Raw genomic sequence first — 22,880 nt, 5'->3', positions numbered from 1 at the left:
TTTGCCCTTAATAACAATGACGTGATGGTTTACGCAGAATTTAATATACCCGGATAGACATTGCGGATATCGTAAATACGGCGTTTATTCGGGATGAGGGTTGAGATGAAGATCTACTGGAGTGGCAAAGATATTCCGGAGCTTGCGGGGCTGCCTGCCAGCGTCGGCCATAAAAATTACAAAGAAGCCCGATCGCGTGCCAACAGTCATGTGGAGACCTGGCTGGGGGGTGTTGTTTATTTGGGGGTGATGGTGGGGCTTTCTGTCGTTTTTGATCGCGTTTTCCCTGGCAAAGGGACATTCGCACACAGTTTTGTGACCATTATTTGCGCGTTGCTGCCCGCCATCTTTATCTGGAATCAGATCACGATTTATGTCATGCGCAAATATTACACGCATATCCTCGTACGCAGGTCGGCGGCGTGCGGAGAAGTAGAGAAAGCGGCGGAACGGCTGATGGATGAAGCTAATGAGCGTGAGTTTCAGCAATGGCGCGTGCTGCGGCGGTTTGGTCGGGGTGTGATGTTTATTGTGATGCTGGCGGCTATCTGTAGTCTGGCGACATTGGTGTAGCGATACGGCACCCGGATGGCGGCGCACGCGCCTGGTCCGGGCTATCACAAGCGTGAAGGTGAGCGAGTAGCCCCGGTAAGCGGTAGCGCCACCGGGGAGTGCCTTGCAGGGCGGGGTTAGTGGCCAACCAGCAGAGCGGAAAGACGCGCCTGCACATCGACGCAACCGGCCAGCACCAGATTGCCATTGATCAGCCCGTTATCGGCGAGAAACGCATTACTGGTGCCGCCTGCTTCAACGATAAGCAACAACCCCGCCAGCGCATCCCAGCTATTCATATGCTCCTCATAATAGGCGTGCACCTGCCCGGTGGCGACGTGGGCCAGCATCAGCGCCCCGGCACCAAACCGGCGATACTCCATACCGGCATTGATCACACGGGCAATCGTGCGGGTATAGTTTTCCACCGGCGCGCGGCTGGAGCGCCCCATCCCAATAACCACCGTATCCGGATCCGGTTCGCGTAGCGTCAAACGCTGCTCGTTAAGAAACGCTCCCTTGCCACGGCGGGCAAAGAAAAACTCATCACGATCCGGGGCATAGACAATCCCCAGTTCAATCACGTTTTGGCGAACATAAGCCAGCGAAATACACCAGTAATCCATCCCTTGAATATAATTGGTGGTCCCGTCGATAGGGTCGAGTACCCAGGTACCTTGCTCACCCCCTTGCAGACCACTCTCTTCCCCGAGGAAACCATCCTGTGGGCAGTGGCTGTTCAGCCAGCTTTTGATCTCTTTTTCGACAAACAGATCCGCATGAGAGACAAAATCCTGGCGGGCTTTTTTATCGACCTGTAACCCCGCATTACGTAATGCCTGCGCCTGTGCGCCCAACTGGCGAATCAATGCACATAATGACTGCTGCTGTTCTTCCGTCATGGCCTGCTCTTATTGAGATAATGGCGACGTGCGCCGATGAATTAATTGCACATCCACCCATGTCGTGCGCGAAGGCTGTTGCGGATCGTCGGCCCGTTCCAGCAGGCGGGTTAAAGCCTGGCGGGAAATTTCCGCAACATCCTGATGCAGGGTGGTCAGTTGATAACTGTATTGCGCCGTTTGTGGCGTATTGTCAAAACCAATGAGCTGAAAATCGTCCGGGGCGTTTCTGCCGCGCTGGCGCATCCCGTCAAGAAAACCGCAGGCGAGCTGCGCATTGGCACAGAAGATGCCCTCAAGATTCGCATCTGCACTTAAAGCCGCCTGAACACCCCCGTCGTACCCCTCCGTCGGGGCGATGAGCGACTGCAGATCGCGTGTGGTATCCACACCGAGCGCCTGCAACGCCTGATAAAACGCATCGCCACGCATCCGCCCGGCCCAGGTAGAGTGAGACGTATTGAGCCAGCCGAAACGTCGGCAGCCATTGCCGACCAGTTGCCCGGCGGCGAGCGTCGCACCGCAGACATTGTCGGAACAGACATAATCCACAAACGGGATATCCGGCTGACGGTTGATACCCACAACCGGGATCTGTTGCGAAACGCACTCGTTGACCAGTGATTCCGGTGGTTGCCCGGAGGTAACGATGACCCCGGAGACGCGAAACTGGGCAAAGCGGCGCAGCGTGCGGGCCAGATCCTGCTCGCTGCGAATTTCGCTCACCAGCGCCTGAAAACCGCGACGCTGGATCTCGCCAAGCAGAGCGTCAAGCAAACTACTGCGAAACGGATCGCTGATGCGCGAGACCATGACACCAATCAAATGACTGCGGCGGCGATTCAGCCCCTGGGCGAGGAAATTGACCTGATAGCCGAGCTCCTCTGCCGCGCGCAATACACGCTCACGGGTGTCGGGAGAGATACTGCCGTTATTGCTGAGCGCGCGGGAGACCACCGCCCGCGAGACGCCCGCCCGGAGGGCGACATCCTGCGCGGTCACGCTCTGTTTGCGAGGCAGTGCGCTCATGCCGGGCGTTCCTCACCGTCAATCTGAGGCGTATCCAGTGGCAACTGGAGGCCGTCGCGACTGACGAACAGGCCATCCCAGGGCTGACAGGCGGCCTTAAGATCATCGAGTATCGCGTCATAGCAGTGGTAGAGCCCAAAAGCCGGGATAGCCAGTTGCCGGAAAAGTGCCAGACAGGAGGGAAAATCGCCGTGGGAGGCATCGTCGCTGAGCGCAGTTAGTGAAGCACACTCCTGAAAGGCGAGGTCGGCCCCGGCCATTAACGCGATGGACGCCGCCGTTGGGCGACCGTCGCCGCTATAAAACAGCGTCCGCCCGACAAAGGTTATGCGAATGGCGCGGTTGGTCAGTTCATGCCGGGTTTCGGCGGTGCGAATATGCCAGTCGTGCCAGTGCCATGCGTCGGTGGTGTCGCGCCAGTCGAGATCGAAACTCAGGGTGGTCTGCGGCCAGTTAGCCAGCGCCGCCAGTTGCATCAGTACCGGGCGCTGCTGTGGCTGACAATAGATAACCAGCGGTTTCTGGCGCGAGAAGCTTTTCCAGTAGTTCAGCAGAGCCGTCAGCCCGACGCAGTGATCCGGGTGGACATGGGTGAAATAGATAACGTCGATATCGTTGATATCCCCTCCGCGCTGCCAGAGTGCACGGGGAATCGTGGGGCCGCAGTCAATCAACCATTGCCGGTTCGCCTCGTCAATGACTCGCAGCGCAGAGGTATTTTGTTCACGGGAGAAAGCGCTACCGCAGCCAAGAACATCGATTTTCATTTTTCCCTCACCAAAGATTTTTTAGGCTTCTGAGCACTGCCCTGGGCCAAACGGACAAATAAAATAGCCTGATGACCAGAGTCTTAATTAAATTGTCACAAATACCCGACAAAGTAGGCTCACATAATGTCGAGTCAACATTGCATTTTTTTTACATTCGAATGAACACGTGTTCATCGGCGTAAAAAAATAAGCAGCGATTTTTTGGGTAGCGAAAATGAGTTATTTACAGATAGGCGGTCTTAAAATTAGCTATGGCGATAAAGTCGTGCTGCATAATATCGATCTGCAGGTCGAAAAAGGGGAAATGATTGCCCTGCTGGGCCCCTCGGGCTGTGGAAAAACCACACTGTTAAATGCGCTGTGCGGTTTTATTCCGGTACAAAGCGGGGAGATTGCCGTTGCCCATCGCGATATTACTCACAGCGCGCCAGAGCAGCGCAATATCACCATGGTGTTTCAGAACTACGCGTTGTGGCCGCATCTGACGGTGGCGCGCAATATTGGCTACGGGTTAAAGCTGCGCAAATGGCGCCGCGACGACATTGACCGCCGGGTTACGGATCTGCTGAACATTGTCAATCTCAGCGGCCTTGCGGATGTGAAGGTGACAGAACTCTCCGGCGGTCAGCGCCAGCGTGTCGCCCTGGCCCGTGCCCTGGCGATCGAACCCGACGTGCTGGTGCTCGATGAACCCCTGTCGAACCTTGATGCCAAAGTCCGCCTAAATGTGCGCCATGAAATTAAGGCGCTGCAAAAACGCCTCGGATTCACCTCATTAATCGTTACTCACGATCAGCAGGAAGCGCTGGTCATGGCCGATCGCATTGCGGTGTTAAATAATGGCCGAATCGAGCAAATAGGCATCCCGGAGGATATTTATCAGCGTCCGGCAACGCCTTTTGTCGCCGATTTTATGGGAGCCGATAATAAAATTTCCGCAAACGAACTCTTTGCTGTGCAGGATATTTCCCTGCGTACCCAGGGGAAATATTCAGCCGACGATTTTCGTGACCGCACTCTTTATTTTCGCAGCGCCGATGCGGCACTCAGTGCATTAAGTACGGGCACCCCAGAAGAGGGGTTAACGCTCAATGGCGTTGTCGAGCAAAGTGCGTTTCTTGGCAATTTATATCGCCACAGCGTGCGCTGCCATGATCGACTGTTACTGGCGGATTCAACACAGTGCTGGCCCGCGCAGTCAACCGTCCGGCTCCACGTCCCGGCACCCGCGTTACATATTTTTCCATCATCACAAGCAAGTTGACATCATCGTGTTCATTTTGGGGATAGACCATGTTTATTAAAACGAAAGCTGCGGTAGTGACTGCATTGTTTCTGAGCTACGGCGCACAGGCCGACACCATCCTGAACGTTGCCACAGCAGGCGATCAGAATATGGTGGATTACGTAAAAACCTGGCTGGGGCCGAAATTTGAAGCGGCGCATCCTGGCGTCAAAGTTCAGGTGGTGGGCACCGGTCCTGGGGATGCCGGTTCGAACAAAATCATTGAGAAACTGACCGCGCAAAAAGAGAGCGACGCGAAGACCTGGGATATTGATGTGGCGGTCGTTCACCAAAAAGCCGGTGGCGAACTGGTGGAAAAGGGGCTGCTTGCGAAATACCGTCAGCAGATCAGCACCGGCAGCATGGTGAGCGCGGATAACGCGAAAAATGCCCTCGGCGTGAATGTCGACGGGTACGTCATGCCGATGTTTTTAAGCCAGACCGCTATCGCCTGGAACAGTGAGGCGATCAAAACCCCGCCTGCCTCCTACGATGAACTGGTGAACTGGGCGCAGAAAAACCCGCAGGCCTTTGGCTATAACGGGATCAAGAACGGCATGTCCGGCGTGAGCTTTGTGGTGGGCTGGATGTACGCCTATGGCACGGATGCTCAGCGTCTGTCCGCACTGCCTTACGACAAAGGCGTGGAGAAAAACTGGAGTCAGGCGTTCGAGAAGTTAAAGGCATTCAACAAGAACGTGACCTTCACGCCAGGCAATGCCGGGACCCTCGATATGCTCAGCCGTGGCGAGATCACGATGGGGCCGGTGTGGGTGGATATGTTCTATAGCTGGAAAGATCAGGGCAAACTGCCGCCGTCCATCAAACTGACGCTGCTTTCGCCGGGTATGCCAGGGCAACCGATGTACTACGTCACCCCGGCAAAGGCGGCAAATCCGCAGCTTGCGCGTGAGTTTATCGAGCTGGCAACCAGCCCGGACGTACAGGCGCAAGGCATTGTGAAACAGTTTAACTGGTATCCGGGTATTGATGCCGAACATGTGAAGCCGAAGCTGGATCCGGCGACCTGGCAGAAACTGTTTGCGGAAATCTCGCCGAAAGCGCTGGCGGATTATGGCAAAAGCTTCCCGATTACCCCTTACTTTGACGACATAAAAGAGGGCTATGAAAGCCAGGTCGCCAATTAACATGCCCGTCATACTTCAAGCTGCAGGTGCGTTGGCTACACGCGTTCACCCGAATCACTTACCGGCGTAAGCTCATCGGGATTTACTCGTTTGCCGCCTGCCTGCAACTGGAATTATTCAGGGTATACCGTCAATGTTCAGGCGCGACACGGCGTCGCCCTGAACTTTTTTTCTGACACCAGGTTTGCTATGCGCCCTTCGTTGAAATATCTGTTACTGGTAGCACCCGCCGCGCTGATGATCGCGGTACTCTTTTTATACCCGCTGGGGTTTTCGCTGATTGCCGCGTTTACTGACGATGCCCGAAAGCTAACGCTGGCCCATTTCAGTAAAGTCTACGCGCTCTATTCCAGCGATATCGCTTTTACGCTGGTGATTGTGCTGGTTTCAGTCGCGCTGCTGGCGGTGATTTCCATCACCCTCTCGGCGGTGATCACCTTGTCACCCTGTCGGCCCATTGTGCGCATGCTGGGGTTTTTGTACCGCCTGCCGCTGTTTATCCCCTTTATTGTGGCCGCGCAGATGATGCGCACGTTTCTGGCGAAAAACGGCCTGATGAACAATGCACTGGTGGCAACCGATCTCTTTACGCCGCTGGAGACCGTCTCCTGGCTGGGCTGGAAAGGGATCATCATCACCTTTGTCTGGAAACAACTGGCGTTCGCCACGCTGCTTATCTGCGGCGCGATGGCGGCGCTGGAGCAGTCACAGATACTGGCCGCACGAAATCTTGGGGCCTCGCGTCCACGTATTCTGTTCGACATCATCCTGCCGCAGGTATTACCCGCCATCGGCGTGGCGCTGGTGCTCTCCACCGTGACCATGATGTCGGTGCTGTCCGTGCCGTTGATGATCGGTGTGGGGACGCCAACGATGATGACCGTGGATATGGCGTTTCGCGTTAACTCCTACGGTGACTATGCCGTGGCAAACGCGCTTGGCGTGGTGTCGCTACTGATTTGTGGTGCGCTGTCGTGGTTCTATCTGCGCCACAGTTTGCAACAGAAGGGAGGCGAATGATGAAAGAGGCAACAATGACATTACCGGAAACATGGCTTGCGAAAGGGCGCAGGAAACTGAGCGCCAGCCTGCCTCTGCAAACGTTGCTGTTACTTTTTATGTTGCTGGCGATGTTTGGCCCGTTATTGAATTTACTTATCTGGACGGTGGCTGAGAGTTGGTTTTTCCCTCATGCGCTGCCCAGTCAGTGGGGACTCAAATACTGGTATCAGGTGTTCAGCCCCTACAGTGATGTCTCCGGCTCACTGCTCACCAGCGTGTTTATCGCCGTGTTGTCGGTGGCCGTCTGCCTGCTGATTTCGGTCCCGGCGGGGTATGCGCTCTCACGGCGCGGGATGCCGCTGCGGGTGCTGTTTATGCTGCTGTTTTTGATTCCGCAGGCGTTCCCGAACCTGACGGTATATATGAATATCGCCCGGCTGTTCTATCAGTGGGGGCTCAATGGCACGGTAGCCGGCGTGGTGCTGGTGCACAGCGTACACGGCCTGATGTACTCAGTATGGATCTGCGTGGCGGCGTTTTCCGCCGTGGATCCGCTGCTGGCGAGGGCGTCACGGAACCTCGGGGCCGGGCCAGTCTACACCTTCTGGCATATCGTGCTGCCGCAGGCCTCGCCGGGCATTATCGCCGCCAGTATTTTTGTCTTCCTCGAATCGCTCGATGAGTTTACCGGCACCTTTTTCGTTGGCGCGCCGGACATCACCACCTTACCGCTGCTGCTGTATAACGCCAGTATGTCGGGGAATTATCAGGTGTCGTCCATTACCGCCCTGATTTTGCTGGTGCCGTCGCTGCTGTTTATGCTGGTCATTCATAAATTTATGCGCCCGGAGATGTTGTCAAAACTGGGGAAAGGGTAAGCCCGAAATGGCCGGGCGGGAAACGGCCCGTGCCATTGCGCCTTCATCAAATAAATCACTACAATGCAAAATTATTATCGACGACAAATTGAGAATTTATGGAGCGCATCAGTGACATTTCGCTTTTCCTGCGGGTGGTGGATTTAGGCTCCATCAGCGCCGCCGCACGCAGTGAAAATCTCTCGCTGGCGGTGGCCAGCAAGCGAATACAGCGGCTGGAGGAGAGCCTGGGGGCCAGGCTCCTCAACCGTACAACCCGGCGTCTTTATCCCACCCCGGAAGGGGAATTGCTGGCATCACAGGGGCGGCCGTTGATTGAGGCGTTAAATGCCCTTGGCGAGAGTTTGCATACCAGCCGCTCCGAAGTGACCGGGACCATCAGAGTCACGATGTCAGCGTCCTTCGGGCGTTTATACATTTCGCCGCTGCTGGCAGAATTTCAGTCGTTACATCCGGATGTCAATTTTGTGGCGCACCTCAGTGATGAAGTGGTCGATCTGGTAAAAGGGGGGTACGACCTCGCTATCCGCATCGGCAACCTTAAAGACTCAAGCCTGGTAGCGCGACGGATCGCGCCAAACCGGCGCGTGTTGGTGGCGTCGCCGTCCTATCTGGCGCAACGCGGTGTGCCGCAGCATCCTGCCGGGCTCGAAGCGCATGACGGATTACTGATGACGGACGCCGACGGCAAGCGGGATATCTGGACATTGCTCACCCCTGGCGAGGGAACGTTTCGGGTAAAAATAAACAGTAAGATCGAGAGCAACTTCGGTGAATTGTTACGTGACGCGGCGGTCTATGGAAGGGGGATCTCACTCCAGTCTGTCTGGCATGTTGCCGATGATCTCAAGGCCGGGCGCTTGCAGATTGTCCTGCCTGATTATCCGGTGCAGGAGAGTTTTATTCACGCCGTCACACCCACACGCCTGATGCAGACGCCGCGCATTAAGGCCTTTATTGATTTTCTGCTGGAGAAGTTTGCCGAACCTGCCCCCTGGGAGCGATAAGTCGGGGGCGGCAACGCAGACCGGGAATGGCGCCTTTGACCCGGGCGGGCGTGCAGACTTTAGCGTTCTGTTGTCGCCCACCCGGTAGCGTTCATTTTCTGCTGGCCACGCGTTTTTCACCGTCACGGTGAGAAGGTGAGTTTTACAATACCTGGCCGGCAAAAATTATGTTGCGTCATTACAGACAATAACGGCATGCTTTTTATTAACGATTGGGTAATTCCATAATCTCTAAATTTTGTGATGTGTGTCGGTAATACAGTAAATGATTCCCTCCCTATAAAACGATTGCGCATGATATGTGGCAATATCCCTTTTTTCAGTAAACTGTTAGCAAAGAAGCCCACAATTTCAGGTGCTGAAACGTGTAATTCACCAGCCCCGGAATGAATAATCCACCTGCTGTGCATAGCCACCGGTAATGCCCTCATCACCATGACCTGGGCAGACTGCCTGCGCTCCCGGTCCGTCTGGGTTTTGAAGCAATCGGCGTTATTTCTATTATGGCGTAATGATATTTTTTTTATTTTCTTATGGCAAAATTAAAATAGTGAAGCTAACTTTTGTAAGCGTTTTTATTTATTTTATTGCTTGCCATAGCTGGAATTTTAATAAATAAAAATAGGAGGAAAGTATGATATTTTTTTATTTAGCCATGCATTTGTAGGTCTGGTGTGTTTATTAATTTTTCGTCATATTGCGGCAATAAATTAATGAAATGCTCACTTTCGATATAAAAGGTGCAGGGATGGTTATGGTTACTCTTCATCGGCGTGTTAATTCAGTGAAACGGTTTAAATCAGGAACCTGCTTATTTGCGGTGAGCATGATATTGCCATTTTTCGCCTATGGCGCGAACCCTGCCTACGATGAGCTGATTATTCAGGCACGAAAAGGGGATCGCCAGCCGCTGCTGACGTATCTCACTGCCCGCGAGCAAACTGCGCCGCTGACGCCAGAGCAAGTTGCCGACTGGCTACAGGTATCCGCGTGGGCAGATAACGATGCACAGACGCTGGAAGTATGGGGCCGCTATCAGGACAAAATGACCATTCCGGTCCGCGGACAAATCGCCGTGGCACGCGCCTTGCGCAATCTGAAAAAGTGGGATGAATCACTGAATGTCTGGGAGCGCGTTTTGCGTGAGGAGCCCGACAACAACGACGCGCGAACAGGATGGATAATGACCCTCGCAGATGCCCGGCGTAACGAAGAGGCCATCACCGCCGCACAGCAGTGGGCTGCGCAGGCTCCGGGGCCGGAACGCGATGCGCTGTGGGCTTATGTTTACAAGGCGCAGGGTAAAAACTGGGATGCGTTACTGGCCGCGACCCGCGTTGATTCGGATTCACCGGCAAGCAAAAATGTAGTGCCGACACTGCTGTCCGCCATGACGGCTAACCGGATAGCCGGCCCCGCGCTGTCCCTTTCCGAGCGCAACCCGCAGTCCGATGCGATCACCCGCCAGCTTGAACTCGATGCCGCCGCCCAGACAGTACGCGCGGCGTTTACGCCCGCCCGCAACGAAGAAGAGCGCTATCTGGTGGCCGATCAGGCGCTTGCCCGCTATGACGCCTTCATCGCTGCCTGGAAAGATAATCCCGAGGCGCAAAAGGATGTGCGGCGCGCCAGAATCGACAGACTGGGTGCCCTGGTGATTCGCAAACGCAGTGCTGAGGTCATTGCCGAATATGAAGCGCTGGAGGCCGATGGACAACACGTCCCCAATTATGCCCGGCGCTGGGTTGCCTCTGCCTGGCTTGCCGAGCGACAGCCTGATAAAGCGGAATCAATGCTGGAAGCGGTTTTCTACCCGCATGGCCCTGTCGCAGTGATGCCGCTCACCATGGATGACCAGCAAGACCTTTTCTATGCACGTCTCGACAATAATCACTTCGATAAAGCAAAGCAGCAACTGGACACCTACATCAGTAAAAGCCCTTACTTAATCTATTTCGAAGGTTCACCCACACCGCAGCCTAACGATAACTGGCTGCTCGGTCAGTCATTGCTTATCGACTATTTCACGGCAACCAATGACTTAGCTGCCGCACAAAAACAAGCGCAAACGTTGGTGAGTAAGGCCGCGGGTAATCAGGATCTGCGTATTGCTTTAGCGTCGGTTTTGCTGGCGCGGGGCCTCCCGCACGCGGCAGAACGCGAACTTAAGCTTGCTGAGGTCATTGAACCCACCAACCTGGCGCTGGAGAGACAGCAGGCGTCGACGGCGCTGGAATTGCAGGAGTGGCGGCAGGCCAATGAACTGACCAGTGATGTGGTCGCACGCAGTCCCGATGATTTCGCCACCCGTCAGCTTGAACGCCTGCTGGCGGTACACAATAAAGCGGAGCTGCGTATCAGCGGCACGCAGGGGATTTCGTCGGACAGCCCCATTAGCGGCAAACATGATTTCACCCTGAACACCACCCTGTACAGCCCGCCCATAAACGATAACTGGCGACTCTTTGCGGGCTATAACTTTGCCAGCGGTGAGTTTGAAGAAGGCAAGGGCATTAACCGCGATATCGGTGCCGGTGCGGAGTGGACCTCACGTGATAACTGGGCCGAACTGGAGGTGTCCGGGCATAACTATGGCGACGGGCAGAAAGTCGGTGGACGCCTGTCTGCCTGGCACGATTTTAATGACAACTGGCGGGTGGGTGGTTCGGCGGAGCGGTTGTCGCGTAATACGCCGCTGCGTGCGTTACGCAATGGCGTCAATTCCAACGGCGGCGACCTCTGGCTGCGTTGGTATCACAACGAACGTCGCGAATACCAGTTTTCACTGGCGGGCGCTCATTTTACGGATGGCAATGATCGCCTGGAGTACGGCATCAGCGGCAAAGAGAGGCTATGGACCCGGCCGCGTTTTACGCTGGATTTCATCCCCGCCATCAACGGTAGCCACAACAGCAAAGACAATGCGCCTTATTACAACCCCAAACGTGACGTTTCAGCCGTTGCAGGCCTGCGTGCGGAGCATGTGATGTATCACCATTACGATACCGTCTGGAAACAGCAGTTTATCGTCGGCGCGGGGGGCTACTGGCAACAAGGACACAACAGCGGTGCCATTACTCAGCTTGGCTACGGGCAGCGCATTCAATGGAATAACGTAGTGGATGCCGGGGTGACGCTCTCCTGGGACAAACGTCCTTACGATGGCAAGCGTGAGCGAAATATCGCCCTCGCTTTTGATCTGAATGTCAGATTTTAAGGACACGCATGTTTAAACACTGGCTACACATCGTCATTGTGATCGCAGGGTGGATACTGGCAAACGTGTGTGCAAGCGCGCCAGCGCCACGCTACCTTTCGCCCTCCGCGCGGGCGCCACTCTACGCGGAACAGCCCTGGCCAAAAAACAGCTTTCTGGTGCTGGCGTACCACGACGTGGAGGATAACGCGGCGGATCAGCGCTATCTTTCCGTGCGCACCAGTGCGCTTAACGATCAGTTTGCCTGGCTGCATGTTAATGGCTACCACCCGATAAGCGTGCAGCAGGTGCTCGATGCTCACGCCGGCAAGAGTGTCCTGCCGCCGAAAGCAGTACTGCTGACCTTTGATGACGGTTACAGCAGTTTTATCACGCGCGTCTTACCGCTGCTCAAATCCTATCAATGGCATGCCTTATGGGCACCTGTCGGTATTTGGGTAGATGCGCCAGCCAATGTTCCGATTGATTTTGGCGGGCTAAAGACGCCACGCGATAAATTTGCGACCTGGCAGATGGTACGGGAAGCCAGCCAGTCATCGCTGGTGGAGATTGGCGCGCACACCTGGGCTTCGCACTATGGGCAACAAGCAAATCCGCAGGGCAGTCGCGAGCCTGCCGCGGCAAATCGCGGATTCAATGACGCCACGGGGCAGTACGAAACCGATAGCCAGTTTGAGCAACGAATGACCGCTGATCTTATGCATATCAGCCGGAAAATTACCGAGGTGACCGGACATTCACCGCGCGCGTGGGTCTGGCCGTATGGCGCGGCGAGTGGCACCACGTTGAGGCTGGCGAAGCAGCAGGGTTATCAGATGGCTTTTACCCTCAATCAGGGACTGGCCAATGCGGCAAATCTGGACAACATTCCCCGGATGCTTATCACCGGTAATCCGTCGCTTCGTGAGTTTGCCGATCAGGTCGCGCAGGTCAGAGAGCCTGAGTCTATGCGGGTTATGCACATCGACCTGGACTATGTGTATGACAAAAACCCCGCGCAGCAGCGTAAAAATATCGATGCGCTCATTCAGCGTGTTTTTGATATGCACATCACGCACGTATTTTTGCAGGCCTATGCCGACCCGAAAGGGGATGGCAATGTGCAGGCGCTCTATTTCCCGAACCGCTGGCTACCGATGCGCGCCGATTTATTCAACTTTGTTGCATGGCAACTCCAGACCCGCGCGGCAGTGAGTGTCTATGCCTGGATGCCGGTGTTGGCTTTCAACCTTGATGCCTCTGTTCCACGCGTGATGGCATGGTCGCCGGGCGCCGGGCGTACAGCGCCTGACAGCAGGCACTATGGGCGCCTTTCACCCTGGAGCCCTGTGGCCCGTAAGCGTATCAACGATATCTATGAAGATTTGGCTCGCCATGCCAGCTTTCAGGGCATTTTGTTCCACGATGATGCGTTTCTGACGGACTATGAAGATGCCTCTCCGGCAGCGCTGGACGCGTATCGCGCCGCCGGTTTTCCTCACGACATTGCGCAAATTCGCGCCAATCCCCTGCTACTTGAGCGCTGGACGCGCTTTAAAAGCCGGGCGCTGATTGATTTCACCGAACAACTCACGCAAACCGTTCGATCCATACGCGGCCCGCAGGTGAAAACGGCGCGCAATATCTACGCGATGCCGGTGCTGGAGCCAAAGAGCGAAACCTGGTTTGCCCAAAATTTGAATGATTTCCTTGGCACCTATGACTGGACGGCACCGATGGCGATGCCGTTGATGGAAGATATTTCGCCGAAAGACGCGAACGACTGGCTGGACAGGCTGGTCGGGCGCGTGGCCCGTTACCCTGGCGCAATGGAGAAAACGGTCTTTGAGTTGCAGGCGCGTAACTGGCGCAAAGGGGCAGGGCAGGACGGCATCAGTGATGAAATGCTTATCGGGTGGATGCAACAACTTCGGTTGAGCGGCGCCAAAAACTACGGCTATTACCCGGATGACTTCATCAACGATCAACCCCGGATGGCGGAGATACGCCCCGCTTTCTCATCATACTGGTATCCACAAAAATGACCGATCGCATCATCGCATTCCTGATCCTTTGCCTGATGTTCAGTTTTCCGCTCGGTGTGGCGGTGGTCTTTACGGGTGAAGTGATTCTGGATTTCGTCTTTTTCTGGCCGCTGTTTATGTCTGCGCTTTGGATGAGCGGTGGCCTCTATTTCTGGTTTCATCGTGAGCGTTACTGGCCATGGGGAGAAGGGACACCTGCGCCAACGCTTGCGGGAAATCCGCTGATTTCCATTCTTATACCGTGCTTTAACGAAGGGCTGAATGCGCGGGAAACCATCGAAGCCGCCCTGGCCCAGCGCTACGACAATATCGAAGTCATCGCCATTAACGATGGTTCGAAAGACAACACGGGCGCCGTGCTGGATCAATTGGCCGAAGAGTATTCGCGGCTGCGGGTCATCCACCTGGCGGAAAACCAGGGCAAAGCGGTAGCGCTTGCGGCCGGAGCCGCCGCGGCGCGCAGTGATTTTCTGGTCTGCATTGATGGCGACGCCTTGCTGGATAAAGATGCGGCGGCATACATGGTCGCGCCACTGTTAAATCATCCGCGCGTGGGCGCGGTGACCGGTAACCCGCGTATTCGCACGCGATCAACACTTATCGGGCGGGTGCAGGTCGGTGAGTTCTCATCAATCATCGGCTTAATCAAGCGAACCCAACGTGTCTATGGGCAGGTTTTTACTGTTTCCGGTGTCATTGCCGCGTTTCGCCGTCGTGCGCTGGCAGAGGTGGGCTACTGGAGCCCGGATATGATCACCGAAGACATTGATATCAGTTGGAAGTTGCAACTGCGCCACTGGTCCATCTTTTTTGAACCCCGTGCGCTGTGTTGGATCCTGATGCCTGAGACGTTAAAAGGGCTCTGGAAGCAGCGTCTGCGCTGGGCACAGGGCGGTGCCGAAGTCTTTATTGTCAATATGCGTCGCCTGTGGGGCTGGGAATATCGACGCATGTGGCCGTTGTTTATTGAGTTTTGTATGTCCAGCGTGTGGGCATTTGCCTATGCGATGACGATTGTGCTGTTTCTCATCGGGCTTGTCGTCCCTCTGCCTGATTCACTGCATGTTCAGCATCTCTTTCCACCCGCATTTACTGGCCTGATGCTTGGCGTCGTCTGCCTGCTGCAATTCGCGGTCAGCCTGTTTATTGAACGGCGCTATGAAAAAGGCATTGCGGCGTCGTTGTTCTGGGTTATCTGGTTTCCGGTGGTGTACTGGATGTTGAGCCTGTTCACAACCCTGGTGGCTTTCCCGAAAGTGATGCTGCGGCGCAAACGCAGCAGAGCGCGTTGGGTCAGCCCCGACCGCGGTATCGGGAGAATTGAACCATGATCGAACCGTTAATTTTTACTGAACAGCGTCTGTTTCCGCGCATGCTTGATGTGTTTTTAACGCTTATTGCCTGGCTGGGATTTTGCTGGCTGATCTATAGCGGGTTGGTGGTGGCGATAAAACACGATCCCTTTATGGGCGTCCGGCCGTTTTATACCACGCTCAGCACCCTGAGCGTCTATCTGCTGGTGGCCTGTATGATCAGTCTGACACTTATCGGCTGGGCTAAATATAACCAGCTACGTTTTCGCGTTGAGCGTCGTCGGCGTCGCCCCGGCCTTGAAGAGCATGAAGTGGCGGCAAGCTTTAATATCACACCTGAACTCGCGCAGGCGATGAGTCGGGCCCAGGTATTTACCCTTGCCCATTATGACACCGGTGCAATTGACCGTGTGTGGATGGCAAAAATGCTGGCAGGAAACTAGGGCAGTCTTGTCGGGAGAAAGATCCACGCCGGGCGTGGATCTTTCTCAGTGGCCTGGGCCGTTATACGCAAAATACCGCTATGTCAGAGCGCGCCTTCGCCTTCGTAAGCCTGACGATAAAGCTCGATGACCTGCTCTTTCGTCGCTTTTCTTGGGTTGGTTAACTGGCAAACATCTTTTTTGGCGTTCTCCGCCATAATGGCGAAGTCTTCCGGTTTAACCCCCAGGCTTTTCAGATCGGCAGGGATACCGACCTGTTTGCTCAGACGACGAATGGCGGCAATCGCCCTCACGGCGGCTTCATCGGTCGACAGACCGGCGACTTTCTCACCCATGGCTTCGGCGATATCACGGAAGCGATTAAGGTTGCCGATAAGGTTAAATGATTCAACATAGGGCAGAAGAATCGCGTTACACACGCCGTGAGGAAGGTTATAGAAGCCGCCTAACTGGTGCGCCATCGCATGAACATAACCCAGTGACGCGTTGTTAAACGCAATCCCGGCGAGGTACTGGGCATAGGCCATATTGTCCCTTGCCTTCATATATTCACCGTTGGCTACCGCTTTGGGCAGGTATTGCGTGATCATTTTAATGGCTTGCAATGCGGCGGCATCGGTTAACGGATTCGCCATTGTCGACACGTAGGCTTCGATAGCGTGCGTCAGCGCATCCATACCGGTTGCAGCGGTAAGGGAGGGGGGCATGCCGACCATTAATTCCGGGTCGTTGATGGAAATTTGCGGCGTGACGCGCCAGTCGACGATCGCCATTTTCACCTTGCGTTCCGTATCCGTAATAATACAGAAGCGGGTAATTTCAGAGGCAGTGCCTGCGGTGGTATTAATCGCCATCAGCGGGATCATATCGTTGCTGGATTTATCCACCCCTTCGTAATCGCGAATATTCCCGCCGTTTGCCGCAACCAGGCCAATACCTTTGGCACAGTCATGGGAGGAGCCGCCACCGAGTGAAACAATCCCGTTACAGCCATGTTCACGATAACATTCGATGCCTGCCGCGACGTTTTTGTCCGTGGGGTTTGGCTCTGCGCCGCCAAAAATATGTACATCGATACCGGCTTCTTGATAAATCTTCGCAACATTATCAGCCATGCCGCTTTTTGCCAGAAATGCGTCCGTGACAATAAGGATTTTTTTCACATTTAGCGTTTTTGCCAACGTACCGGCTTCCTGAACACTACCTTCACCAAATACATTGCGTGTTGGTAGAAAATAATATGTCGACATTGATCATCCCCTGTTCATAAATGTGATTGTTAGAGTGTCCATGACTGCTTTTAAGCTCCTGGCAACGTATTCCTGCCGCAGAATAACGATACTCTGCTGATGCGAATAAAAGCGCTGACTGAACATGCGCAGGCAATGTTAAGGAAAAGCTGACAGGGAACAGTGAACAACCTCACAAAACACAAGGTTTTTTAACAATAAGCATCAAATTTATTTACAGAGGGGGTTTCTAATTATCACTTTATGTTATTAAATTGTTGTAAAAGAACGGGGTGAAAATGGCCATTAACCGGGGCGACCGGGCGACAGGCGTGGTGATGTAAGGGTTGGAATTATCCAACTGGCTGCCTGCTTTAAGCTGCTGAGAGGCTCTTTCGTGATCTGCATAAAGTGCGCCTGGTCGCGTTTAAGCCAGCGTTAAGACGTATGTTTTTATCGCTAAGTAGTGAAAGGCGCTAATTAATGCAAATGAGCGCTCTTAAAGAGGAAAGACATTTTCAAACAACGCTAAAGAATACATGATGTATACATTGAACGAGATAAATCGATTCTGTTATTTTTTTGCGTAATAAGCCTGTTCGTTACCGATGACCATATTGAGCTTGCTTATATGGCATGGAGGTGAAACGGTGATTGCGCGCTGAGGGAAATTCACCGTTTTTATTGATCGTGGCGGGGGCAATATGAATAAAACTCACTGGGATGAAAGTGGCTTATTTCAGGCAATCCTCGACAAATGTCCCGTCGGAATAGCGGTAATTGATTATGACGGGCTTTATCTCACTGTTAATCCGGCTTATTGCGATATCTATGGCTACACCCAAAGTGAGATGCTGAATCACTCCTTCACCATGATTTTCCCTGCCGCAGATAAACAGGCTGTTCTGGAACGTCATCATCAATTTATCAAAGAAGGCACCCGCCTTGGCGGAGAGTGGCCTGTTCTGCATCATGATGGATCGCAGATGACGGTCTTTTCGGAATCCGTGACATTTTATCCTGCCCAGGGACTGCCGGCCAGGCTGGTCTACGTTCAGAACATCACCGAACGTAAAAAAGCGCAGGAGCAAATGAAAATTGCGGCTGCCGTGTTTGAGGCGAGCCAGGAAGCCATTGTCGTGACCGACTGCGAAAATAATATTATTAGTATTAACCCTGCTTTCACCATCCTGACGGGGTGGTCTTTGGAGGAGGTGAAGGGGCACAATCCTCGAGAATTTAAATCGGGCCGCCATCCACGTTCTTTTTATACCGAGATGTGGCAGGCATTAAACGACAGCGGACAGTGGATGGGCGAGGTATGGGACCGGCATAAAGATGGCACTGAATTTCTCAAAGAGCTGAGCATTTCGGTGATAAAAGATCCTGCGGGTAATGTAATTAATTACGTTGGTATGTTTTCCGACATTACCCTACGTAAAAAACAGGAAGAACTCATCTGGCAACAAGCGAATTATGATGCGGTTACCGGTTTACCCAATCGTCATTTGTTTCAAAGTAAACTTGAACAGGCTGCCCGCCACGCCTCGCGCACCCACCGTATCATGGCGCTGATGCTCATCGACCTCGATCAATTTAAATCGGTAAATGACAGCATGGGGCACAGGGCGGGAGATGAATTATTAGGCCGCGTCGGAATGCGTTTACTTGAATGTGCCAGTAACGCCGAATGTATCGCGCGCCTGGGTGGCGATGAGTTTGCCATTATTATCTCGGATATTAACGATCCGTCCGAATGCACGGATATCGCCCGCAATATTCTCAGGAAACTGGAGATGCCTTTTACAATTAACGGCGAGTCTATGTTTGTCTCGGCCAGTATTGGCATTTCTCTTTATCCCACTGATACAGAAAACCTCGAAGATTTATTCAAGAACGCCGACCAGGCGATGTATGCGGTTAAAAATGCGGGTCGTAAAAATTTTCGCTACTACTCACGTGCCCTGCATGATGCGATTCATGCGCGTCTGCGAATGATGAGAAATTTAAGAAAGGCGCTCGAAGAGAACCAGTTTGTGGTCTATTACCAGCCGATTGTCTCGCTCACCACGGGGCAGATTACCCGAATGGAAGCACTGGTTCGCTGGCTCCACCCGGTACAGGGGATTATTAGCCCGGATGTCTTTATCCCGCTGGCTGAGGATACCGGTCTTATCGTCCCCATGGGCAACTGGATCGCAAACCAGGCCATCACACAACTGGCTTACTGGCGGCAAAAATATGATCCTCAACTCAAAATGGCCATCAATCTGTCACCGATACAGTTACGCAGCCAGGAATTTGAAGAAATCCCCTGGATTCGGGATCTACAGAACCACAAACTCAGTGGGGATGCTGTCACCATTGAAATCACCGAAGGGTTGCTGCTTAATTCAGAAACACGCGTCAACCATAATTTAAAAATGATGCATCAGATCGGTATTCAGATTGCCATTGATGATTTCGGCACCGGCTATTCATCGCTGGCCTATCTGAGAAAATTTAATATTGATTTTCTCAAAATTGACCGCTCCTTCGTGGAAGATTTAAAAGGCGTGGGCTTTGAGCTCTGTACGGCCATTATTGCGATGGCGCACAGTCTGGGACTTGGCGTGATTGCGGAAGGTGTTGAAACAGAGGAGCAGAAAAAATTGCTGATGGAACTGGGGTGCGACGCTATGCAGGGGTATCTGTGTTCGAAACCCTTGTCCGCCAATGAGATCGAAAAACTCCTGGTGTCATCGTATGTCCGATAACGCTTCTGTTTCAAAAGGGGCCGCATTACGCTCACCCCCCGCAATGTGAGGAATCTCCACAAAAATGCGAGCACGAACGGTCCCCTCTCCCTGAGGGAGAGGGCCTGGGTGAGGGGGGAAAATGCGGCTCGGGAGGTGGGTTCCGTTCACCTTATGTTCCATGCTTTTCTGTCGCAAAAGTCTATGTGTCACGGCTGATAAACGGCCGCGATACCCTGAGCATTATGATTTAACGTAGTCGCTGTAGGCGTTCTGCAAAACAATATGATCGGCAATATATTTTGCGTCATGCCATACGCCGTAAATAAACGAAGAGGCACGGTTGACCAGATTCGGCAGGCCAAGGAAATAAATGCCACGTTCTGCTGAAATACCGCGTTTATGGAACGGCAGACCTTTTTCATCGAAGGCATCCACCTGTAGCCAGCCGAAATCAAATTTAAATCCCGTCGCCCAGATAATGGTGGTAATACCGGCAGCGGCAATATCTAATTGCGCCAGCGGGTTGAGCAGGCATTCCGGGTCCGGCAGTAACGCCCACGCCTGCGGCTCCGGTGGCAGATCCAGTCCGTTGCGTTCGATATAAGCGTCCGCATCGCGCAGTACATCAAAATAGGCGTTATCGCCCGCGGCGATATTCTCCGCCAGACCCTCGGCAAAGCGCAGTACACCGTTATCCCAGCTTTGGGTGATGCCAACAAGAGTAATACCGGTATGCGCCAGGCGTCGGAAATCGACGGTTTTGCCCCCTTCATAACCGCTCACGGCAAAGGCAACATGCTCTTTCTTCGGCTTTATTTTCACCTCATCCCACAGACCCAGCGCGCCCAGCCACCAGCAGTAATCACGGTCGCGGTAAGTGCGCGGTGGACGATAATGTTCACCCACCGACAGATAAACGTCACGCCCCGACTGGCGCAGCTCTTCGGCAATTTGCGTACCGGACGCGCCTGCTCCAACAACCAGTACGCCGCCTGCGGGCAGTTGCTGCGGATTTTTATAGACCGAGGAGTGGATCTGATGCACCCCGGCGCTTTGCGGGACGATCTGCGGAAACGACGGTTTTTGAAACGGGCCGGTGGCGGCGACCACATTGGCGGCTTCAAATTCTCCGGCAGAGGTCACTACGTTGAATCCGCTGCGTCCTGCCAGGCGAGTAACCTGATGCACGTCAACGCCCGTGCGCACCGGGGCATTAATCATCCGCGCATAGTCTTCAAAATACTGTGCCATGCGCTCTTTGGGTGGGAAAGCTTCCTGGGAGATATTGTCGAATTGTAGCGACGGAAAGCGGTCGTGCCACGCAGGCCCGTTCGCCACCAGCGAATCCCAGCGTTCAGAGCGCCAGCGCTCAGCAATACGGCTGCGCTCCAGCACGACATGGGGCACGCCCATCAGTGTCAGATGCTCGCTCATGGCAATACCGGCCTGACCTGCACCGACAATCACAGTATTTATTTTTTCTGTTGGCATAGTGAATCCCTAAATATAAGCGACCCTCGATATTTTTATCGCTACGCGGCATCGGGGCGGTATGAATGATAATCAGGCTTTTTAAATGCAGCGTGGCGCAATAGCCCGCGTGTATTTATTCATGGTTTATTAATGTCTGGCTTCAACATTTAATATTTTCCCCAGACCTAAAAACCTATTGGCGATAATTAACATCGTGGCGGTGACGGCAATATAGATGACCGACAGGGCGGCGAGTGTTGGATCGGCAAATTCACGCACATAGTTGTACATCGCCACCGGCAGGGTCTGTGTTGCCTGGGTCGTAATAAACAACGATGCGGTAAATTCGTTAAAGGAGAGGATCGCGGCAAACAGCCAGCCGCCAAACAGGCCCGGTAAAATCAGCGGCACGGTAATGGTCCATACCACGCGCAGCGGCGACCCCCCCAAACTTGCCGCCGCCAGTTCAATGCGCTGCTCCAGGTTTTTTAACGACACATAAACACTGCGCAACACAAACGGCAGTACCAGGACGATGTGGCAGAAAATCACCAGTGGGTAACCGCGCCCGAGGTTGAGTTGCGACACCAGCATCAACAGCCCCAGGCCAATGGTGAAGTGGGGGATAAAGAGCGGTGACAGCAGAATGCCTTCCAGCACCTGCTTGCACGCAAAGGAATAGCGTTCAATGGCAATGGCCAGCGTGGCGCCGATGACCACCGCCAGCGACGACGCCCACGCGGTGACTATCAGCCCGGAGTAAAAACCGTGGCGGAAATCGTCATAACTCACCGCCCGCTCGAACCAGCGCAGCGACCAGCCTTTTGGCGGGAAAAACAACACGGCGGTGCTGCTGAACGAAGAGATAAACACCACGATGGTCGGCAGCATGACAAAAACCAGAATAGCGGCGACCAGCAGGCGGCCTGCCAGCACTGTCAGTTTGTCGTTAAGTGAACGGGTCATATCAGTGTTCTCCCATCGCGTGCAGAAATCGAGTCATGCGTTTTAACGCCATTAACAACAGGATGGTCAAGATTAAACCGGCGATGCTCAGCGCGGCTGCAAACGGAAAGTTCATCGAGGAGAACCCCAATTGATAGACCATTGTGGCGACGGTGCTGACGCGTCCCCCGCCAATCAGTTGCGGTGTGGCAAAAGCGCTAAACGTCCAGGCAAAAGCGGTAGTCAGGCTGGCGACGATGCCGGGGATGGACAGGGGGATCGTTACGGTCAGCAGGGCGCGGATTGGCCCCGCGCCAAGGCTGGTGGCGGCTTTCTCATAATCGGGATTGATGTGCGATAGCGCGGTTGCCAGCATCAGCACCATGATCGGCATGGTGACATGCACCAACGCCAGAACCACGCCCGTTTGCGTAAACATAAACTGAATGGGGGTGGAGATAACACCCAGTGCCAGCAGCAGGCTATTGAGGAAGCCGCTGTTACCCAGGACGATAATCCATGAATAGGTGCGCACCACTTCGCCAAGAAACAACGGCGTGATCGCAATAATCAGAATCGTGGATTTGATCCATATTGTGCGGGTGCGCACCAGGGCAAACGCCAGCGGATAACTCATCAACAGGCCAAAAAAAGCGGTTTTGGCGCTCAACATAACCGTGTTGATAAACGCATCGGCATAGACGCTTTTGAACAGACCGCTAAAGTTTGCCAGTGTAAATCCGCCCACGTCGAGCGAACCGGGGATATAAGCGCGCACGCTGAACTGCATCACCGCCAACATCGCGATAACCAGCCCGACGGCGGTCAGCGTCGCGGGAATAATGAACCAGGGTAAAAATGTCGGTTTTCTCGTCATAACGTGCTGCCTGAGTAATATGCTGCCGCCAGAACCTGGGCGACGTAC

General features: G+C 53.9%; 19 protein-coding genes. 11 read left to right on the top strand and 8 right to left on the bottom strand.

The window, feature by feature from the left end; genetic code table 11:
* The first annotated feature begins 105 nt into the window (after window positions 1-105).
* Window positions 106-573 (top strand): hypothetical protein, encoded by a 468-nt coding sequence (locus ACS0RQ_RS15320; RefSeq protein WP_271849496.1) that lies wholly within the window; start codon window positions 106-108, stop codon window positions 571-573.
* A 116-nt stretch (window positions 574-689) separates the two neighbouring features.
* On the opposite strand, the gene ACS0RQ_RS15315 is transcribed toward ACS0RQ_RS15320, so the two are convergent.
* The 3 genes from ACS0RQ_RS15315 to ACS0RQ_RS15305 are packed head-to-tail and all read right to left on the bottom strand — an operon-like array spanning window position 690 to window position 3,250.
* A complete protein-coding gene (locus ACS0RQ_RS15315) occupies window positions 690-1,454 on the bottom strand; it encodes an inositol monophosphatase family protein (protein ID WP_271849497.1) in 765 nt (254 codons plus the stop codon).
* A gap of 9 nt (window positions 1,455-1,463) precedes the next feature.
* Window positions 1,464-2,483 (bottom strand): LacI family DNA-binding transcriptional regulator, encoded by a 1,020-nt coding sequence (locus tag ACS0RQ_RS15310; RefSeq protein WP_271849498.1) that lies wholly within the window; start codon window positions 2,481-2,483, stop codon window positions 1,464-1,466.
* Window positions 2,480-3,250, bottom strand: a complete 771-nt coding sequence (locus ACS0RQ_RS15305) for an MBL fold metallo-hydrolase (protein WP_334632846.1) — start codon at window positions 3,248-3,250, stop codon at window positions 2,480-2,482. The genes ACS0RQ_RS15310 and ACS0RQ_RS15305 overlap by 4 nt, the downstream gene beginning before the upstream one ends.
* Window positions 3,251-3,467: 217 nt before the next feature.
* Here ACS0RQ_RS15305 and ACS0RQ_RS15300 point away from each other — a divergent pair, with 217 nt between their 5' ends.
* The 5 genes from ACS0RQ_RS15300 (at window position 3,468) to ACS0RQ_RS15280 (ending at window position 8,573) form a co-directional block, all read left to right on the top strand.
* The gene (locus tag ACS0RQ_RS15300; RefSeq protein ID WP_271849500.1) at window positions 3,468-4,517 is read left to right on the top strand and encodes an ABC transporter ATP-binding protein; all 1,050 of its coding nucleotides are present in this window, start codon (window positions 3,468-3,470) and stop codon (window positions 4,515-4,517) included.
* A gap of 29 nt (window positions 4,518-4,546) precedes the next feature.
* A complete protein-coding gene (locus tag ACS0RQ_RS15295) occupies window positions 4,547-5,686 on the top strand; it encodes an ABC transporter substrate-binding protein (RefSeq protein ID WP_039079275.1) in 1,140 nt (379 codons plus the stop codon).
* Window positions 5,687-5,875: 189 nt separating this feature from the next.
* Window positions 5,876-6,706 (top strand): ABC transporter permease, encoded by an 831-nt coding sequence (locus tag ACS0RQ_RS15290; protein WP_271849501.1) that lies wholly within the window; start codon window positions 5,876-5,878, stop codon window positions 6,704-6,706.
* The gene (locus ACS0RQ_RS15285) at window positions 6,706-7,566 is read left to right on the top strand and encodes an ABC transporter permease (RefSeq protein WP_271849551.1); all 861 of its coding nucleotides are present in this window, start codon (window positions 6,706-6,708) and stop codon (window positions 7,564-7,566) included. The genes ACS0RQ_RS15290 and ACS0RQ_RS15285 overlap by 1 nt, the downstream gene beginning before the upstream one ends.
* Window positions 7,567-7,664: 98 nt before the next feature.
* Window positions 7,665-8,573 (top strand): LysR family transcriptional regulator, encoded by a 909-nt coding sequence (locus ACS0RQ_RS15280; protein ID WP_271849502.1) that lies wholly within the window; start codon window positions 7,665-7,667, stop codon window positions 8,571-8,573.
* A gap of 122 nt (window positions 8,574-8,695) precedes the next feature.
* On the opposite strand, the gene ACS0RQ_RS15275 is transcribed toward ACS0RQ_RS15280, so the two are convergent.
* Window positions 8,696-9,004, bottom strand: a complete 309-nt coding sequence (locus ACS0RQ_RS15275) for a hypothetical protein (protein WP_271849503.1) — start codon at window positions 9,002-9,004, stop codon at window positions 8,696-8,698.
* A gap of 323 nt (window positions 9,005-9,327) precedes the next feature.
* Between ACS0RQ_RS15275 and pgaA the strand changes: the two genes are divergently transcribed.
* The 4 genes from pgaA to pgaD are packed head-to-tail and all read left to right on the top strand — an operon-like array spanning window position 9,328 to window position 15,570.
* Entirely contained in the window at window positions 9,328-11,790 is a 2,463-nt protein-coding gene (pgaA, locus tag ACS0RQ_RS15270) for a poly-beta-1,6 N-acetyl-D-glucosamine export porin PgaA (protein WP_271849552.1), read from the top strand.
* A gap of 8 nt (window positions 11,791-11,798) precedes the next feature.
* Window positions 11,799-13,814, top strand: coding sequence for a poly-beta-1,6-N-acetyl-D-glucosamine N-deacetylase PgaB (gene pgaB / locus ACS0RQ_RS15265; protein WP_334632840.1), 2,016 nt, complete (start codon window positions 11,799-11,801; stop codon window positions 13,812-13,814).
* A complete protein-coding gene (pgaC, locus tag ACS0RQ_RS15260; RefSeq protein WP_193795931.1) occupies window positions 13,811-15,145 on the top strand; it encodes a poly-beta-1,6-N-acetyl-D-glucosamine synthase in 1,335 nt (444 codons plus the stop codon). The genes pgaB and pgaC overlap by 4 nt, the downstream gene beginning before the upstream one ends.
* A complete protein-coding gene (gene pgaD / locus ACS0RQ_RS15255) occupies window positions 15,142-15,570 on the top strand; it encodes a poly-beta-1,6-N-acetyl-D-glucosamine biosynthesis protein PgaD (protein WP_271849505.1) in 429 nt (142 codons plus the stop codon). Before pgaC ends, pgaD begins: the two co-directional genes overlap by 4 nt.
* 83 nt (window positions 15,571-15,653) lie before the next feature.
* On the opposite strand, the gene ACS0RQ_RS15250 is transcribed toward pgaD, so the two are convergent.
* Entirely contained in the window at window positions 15,654-16,820 is a 1,167-nt protein-coding gene (locus ACS0RQ_RS15250) for an iron-containing alcohol dehydrogenase (RefSeq protein WP_039079269.1), read from the bottom strand.
* 683 nt (window positions 16,821-17,503) lie between these two features.
* On the opposite strand from ACS0RQ_RS15250, the gene ACS0RQ_RS15245 reads away from it, so the two are divergent.
* Window positions 17,504-19,555 (top strand): sensor domain-containing protein, encoded by a 2,052-nt coding sequence (locus tag ACS0RQ_RS15245; protein ID WP_271849506.1) that lies wholly within the window; start codon window positions 17,504-17,506, stop codon window positions 19,553-19,555.
* A 222-nt stretch (window positions 19,556-19,777) separates the two neighbouring features.
* Here ACS0RQ_RS15245 and ACS0RQ_RS15240 read toward each other — a convergent pair whose 3' ends face one another.
* The 3 genes from ACS0RQ_RS15240 to ACS0RQ_RS15230 form a co-directional block, all read right to left on the bottom strand.
* Window positions 19,778-21,028, bottom strand: a complete 1,251-nt coding sequence (locus ACS0RQ_RS15240; RefSeq protein ID WP_271849507.1) for a flavin-containing monooxygenase — start codon at window positions 21,026-21,028, stop codon at window positions 19,778-19,780.
* Between the two features lie 129 nt (window positions 21,029-21,157).
* The gene (locus ACS0RQ_RS15235) at window positions 21,158-21,976 is read right to left on the bottom strand and encodes an ABC transporter permease (RefSeq protein ID WP_271849508.1); all 819 of its coding nucleotides are present in this window, start codon (window positions 21,974-21,976) and stop codon (window positions 21,158-21,160) included.
* 1 nt (window position 21,977) lies between these two features.
* Entirely contained in the window at window positions 21,978-22,832 is an 855-nt protein-coding gene (locus ACS0RQ_RS15230; RefSeq protein ID WP_271849509.1) for an ABC transporter permease, read from the bottom strand.
* Between the last annotated feature and the right edge of the window lie 48 nt (window positions 22,833-22,880).

Source organism: Phytobacter diazotrophicus, assembly GCF_052061655.1.
GTDB classification, from domain to species: Bacteria; Pseudomonadota; Gammaproteobacteria; order Enterobacterales; family Enterobacteriaceae; genus Phytobacter; species Phytobacter diazotrophicus.
Note: the sequence above shows the minus strand (reverse complement) of the source record. Positions and strands in the feature narration are given on the sequence as shown.

Bases quoted from the DNA above. Each gene is read 5' to 3' on its own strand.
- ACS0RQ_RS15320 (WP_271849496.1), top strand. From the start codon at position 106: ATGAAGATCTACTGGAGTGGCAAAGATATTCCGGAGCTTGCGGGGCTG.
- ACS0RQ_RS15315 (WP_271849497.1), bottom strand. From the start codon at position 1,454: ATGACGGAAGAACAGCAGCAGTCATTATGTGCATTGATTCGCCAGTTG.
- ACS0RQ_RS15310 (WP_271849498.1), bottom strand. From the start codon at position 2,483: ATGAGCGCACTGCCTCGCAAACAGAGCGTGACCGCGCAGGATGTCGCC.
- ACS0RQ_RS15305 (WP_334632846.1), bottom strand. From the start codon at position 3,250: ATGAAAATCGATGTTCTTGGCTGCGGTAGCGCTTTCTCCCGTGAACAA.
- ACS0RQ_RS15300 (WP_271849500.1), top strand. From the start codon at position 3,468: ATGAGTTATTTACAGATAGGCGGTCTTAAAATTAGCTATGGCGATAAA.
- ACS0RQ_RS15295 (WP_039079275.1), top strand. From the start codon at position 4,547: ATGTTTATTAAAACGAAAGCTGCGGTAGTGACTGCATTGTTTCTGAGC.
- ACS0RQ_RS15290 (WP_271849501.1), top strand. From the start codon at position 5,876: ATGCGCCCTTCGTTGAAATATCTGTTACTGGTAGCACCCGCCGCGCTG.
- ACS0RQ_RS15285 (WP_271849551.1), top strand. From the start codon at position 6,706: ATGAAAGAGGCAACAATGACATTACCGGAAACATGGCTTGCGAAAGGG.
- ACS0RQ_RS15280 (WP_271849502.1), top strand. From the start codon at position 7,665: ATGGAGCGCATCAGTGACATTTCGCTTTTCCTGCGGGTGGTGGATTTA.
- ACS0RQ_RS15275 (WP_271849503.1), bottom strand. From the start codon at position 9,004: ATGAGGGCATTACCGGTGGCTATGCACAGCAGGTGGATTATTCATTCC.
- pgaA (WP_271849552.1), top strand. From the start codon at position 9,328: ATGGTTACTCTTCATCGGCGTGTTAATTCAGTGAAACGGTTTAAATCA.
- pgaB (WP_334632840.1), top strand. From the start codon at position 11,799: ATGTTTAAACACTGGCTACACATCGTCATTGTGATCGCAGGGTGGATA.
- pgaC (WP_193795931.1), top strand. From the start codon at position 13,811: ATGACCGATCGCATCATCGCATTCCTGATCCTTTGCCTGATGTTCAGT.
- pgaD (WP_271849505.1), top strand. From the start codon at position 15,142: ATGATCGAACCGTTAATTTTTACTGAACAGCGTCTGTTTCCGCGCATG.
- ACS0RQ_RS15250 (WP_039079269.1), bottom strand. From the start codon at position 16,820: ATGTCGACATATTATTTTCTACCAACACGCAATGTATTTGGTGAAGGT.
- ACS0RQ_RS15245 (WP_271849506.1), top strand. From the start codon at position 17,504: ATGAATAAAACTCACTGGGATGAAAGTGGCTTATTTCAGGCAATCCTC.
- ACS0RQ_RS15240 (WP_271849507.1), bottom strand. From the start codon at position 21,028: ATGCCAACAGAAAAAATAAATACTGTGATTGTCGGTGCAGGTCAGGCC.
- ACS0RQ_RS15235 (WP_271849508.1), bottom strand. From the start codon at position 21,976: ATGACCCGTTCACTTAACGACAAACTGACAGTGCTGGCAGGCCGCCTG.
- ACS0RQ_RS15230 (WP_271849509.1), bottom strand. From the start codon at position 22,832: ATGACGAGAAAACCGACATTTTTACCCTGGTTCATTATTCCCGCGACG.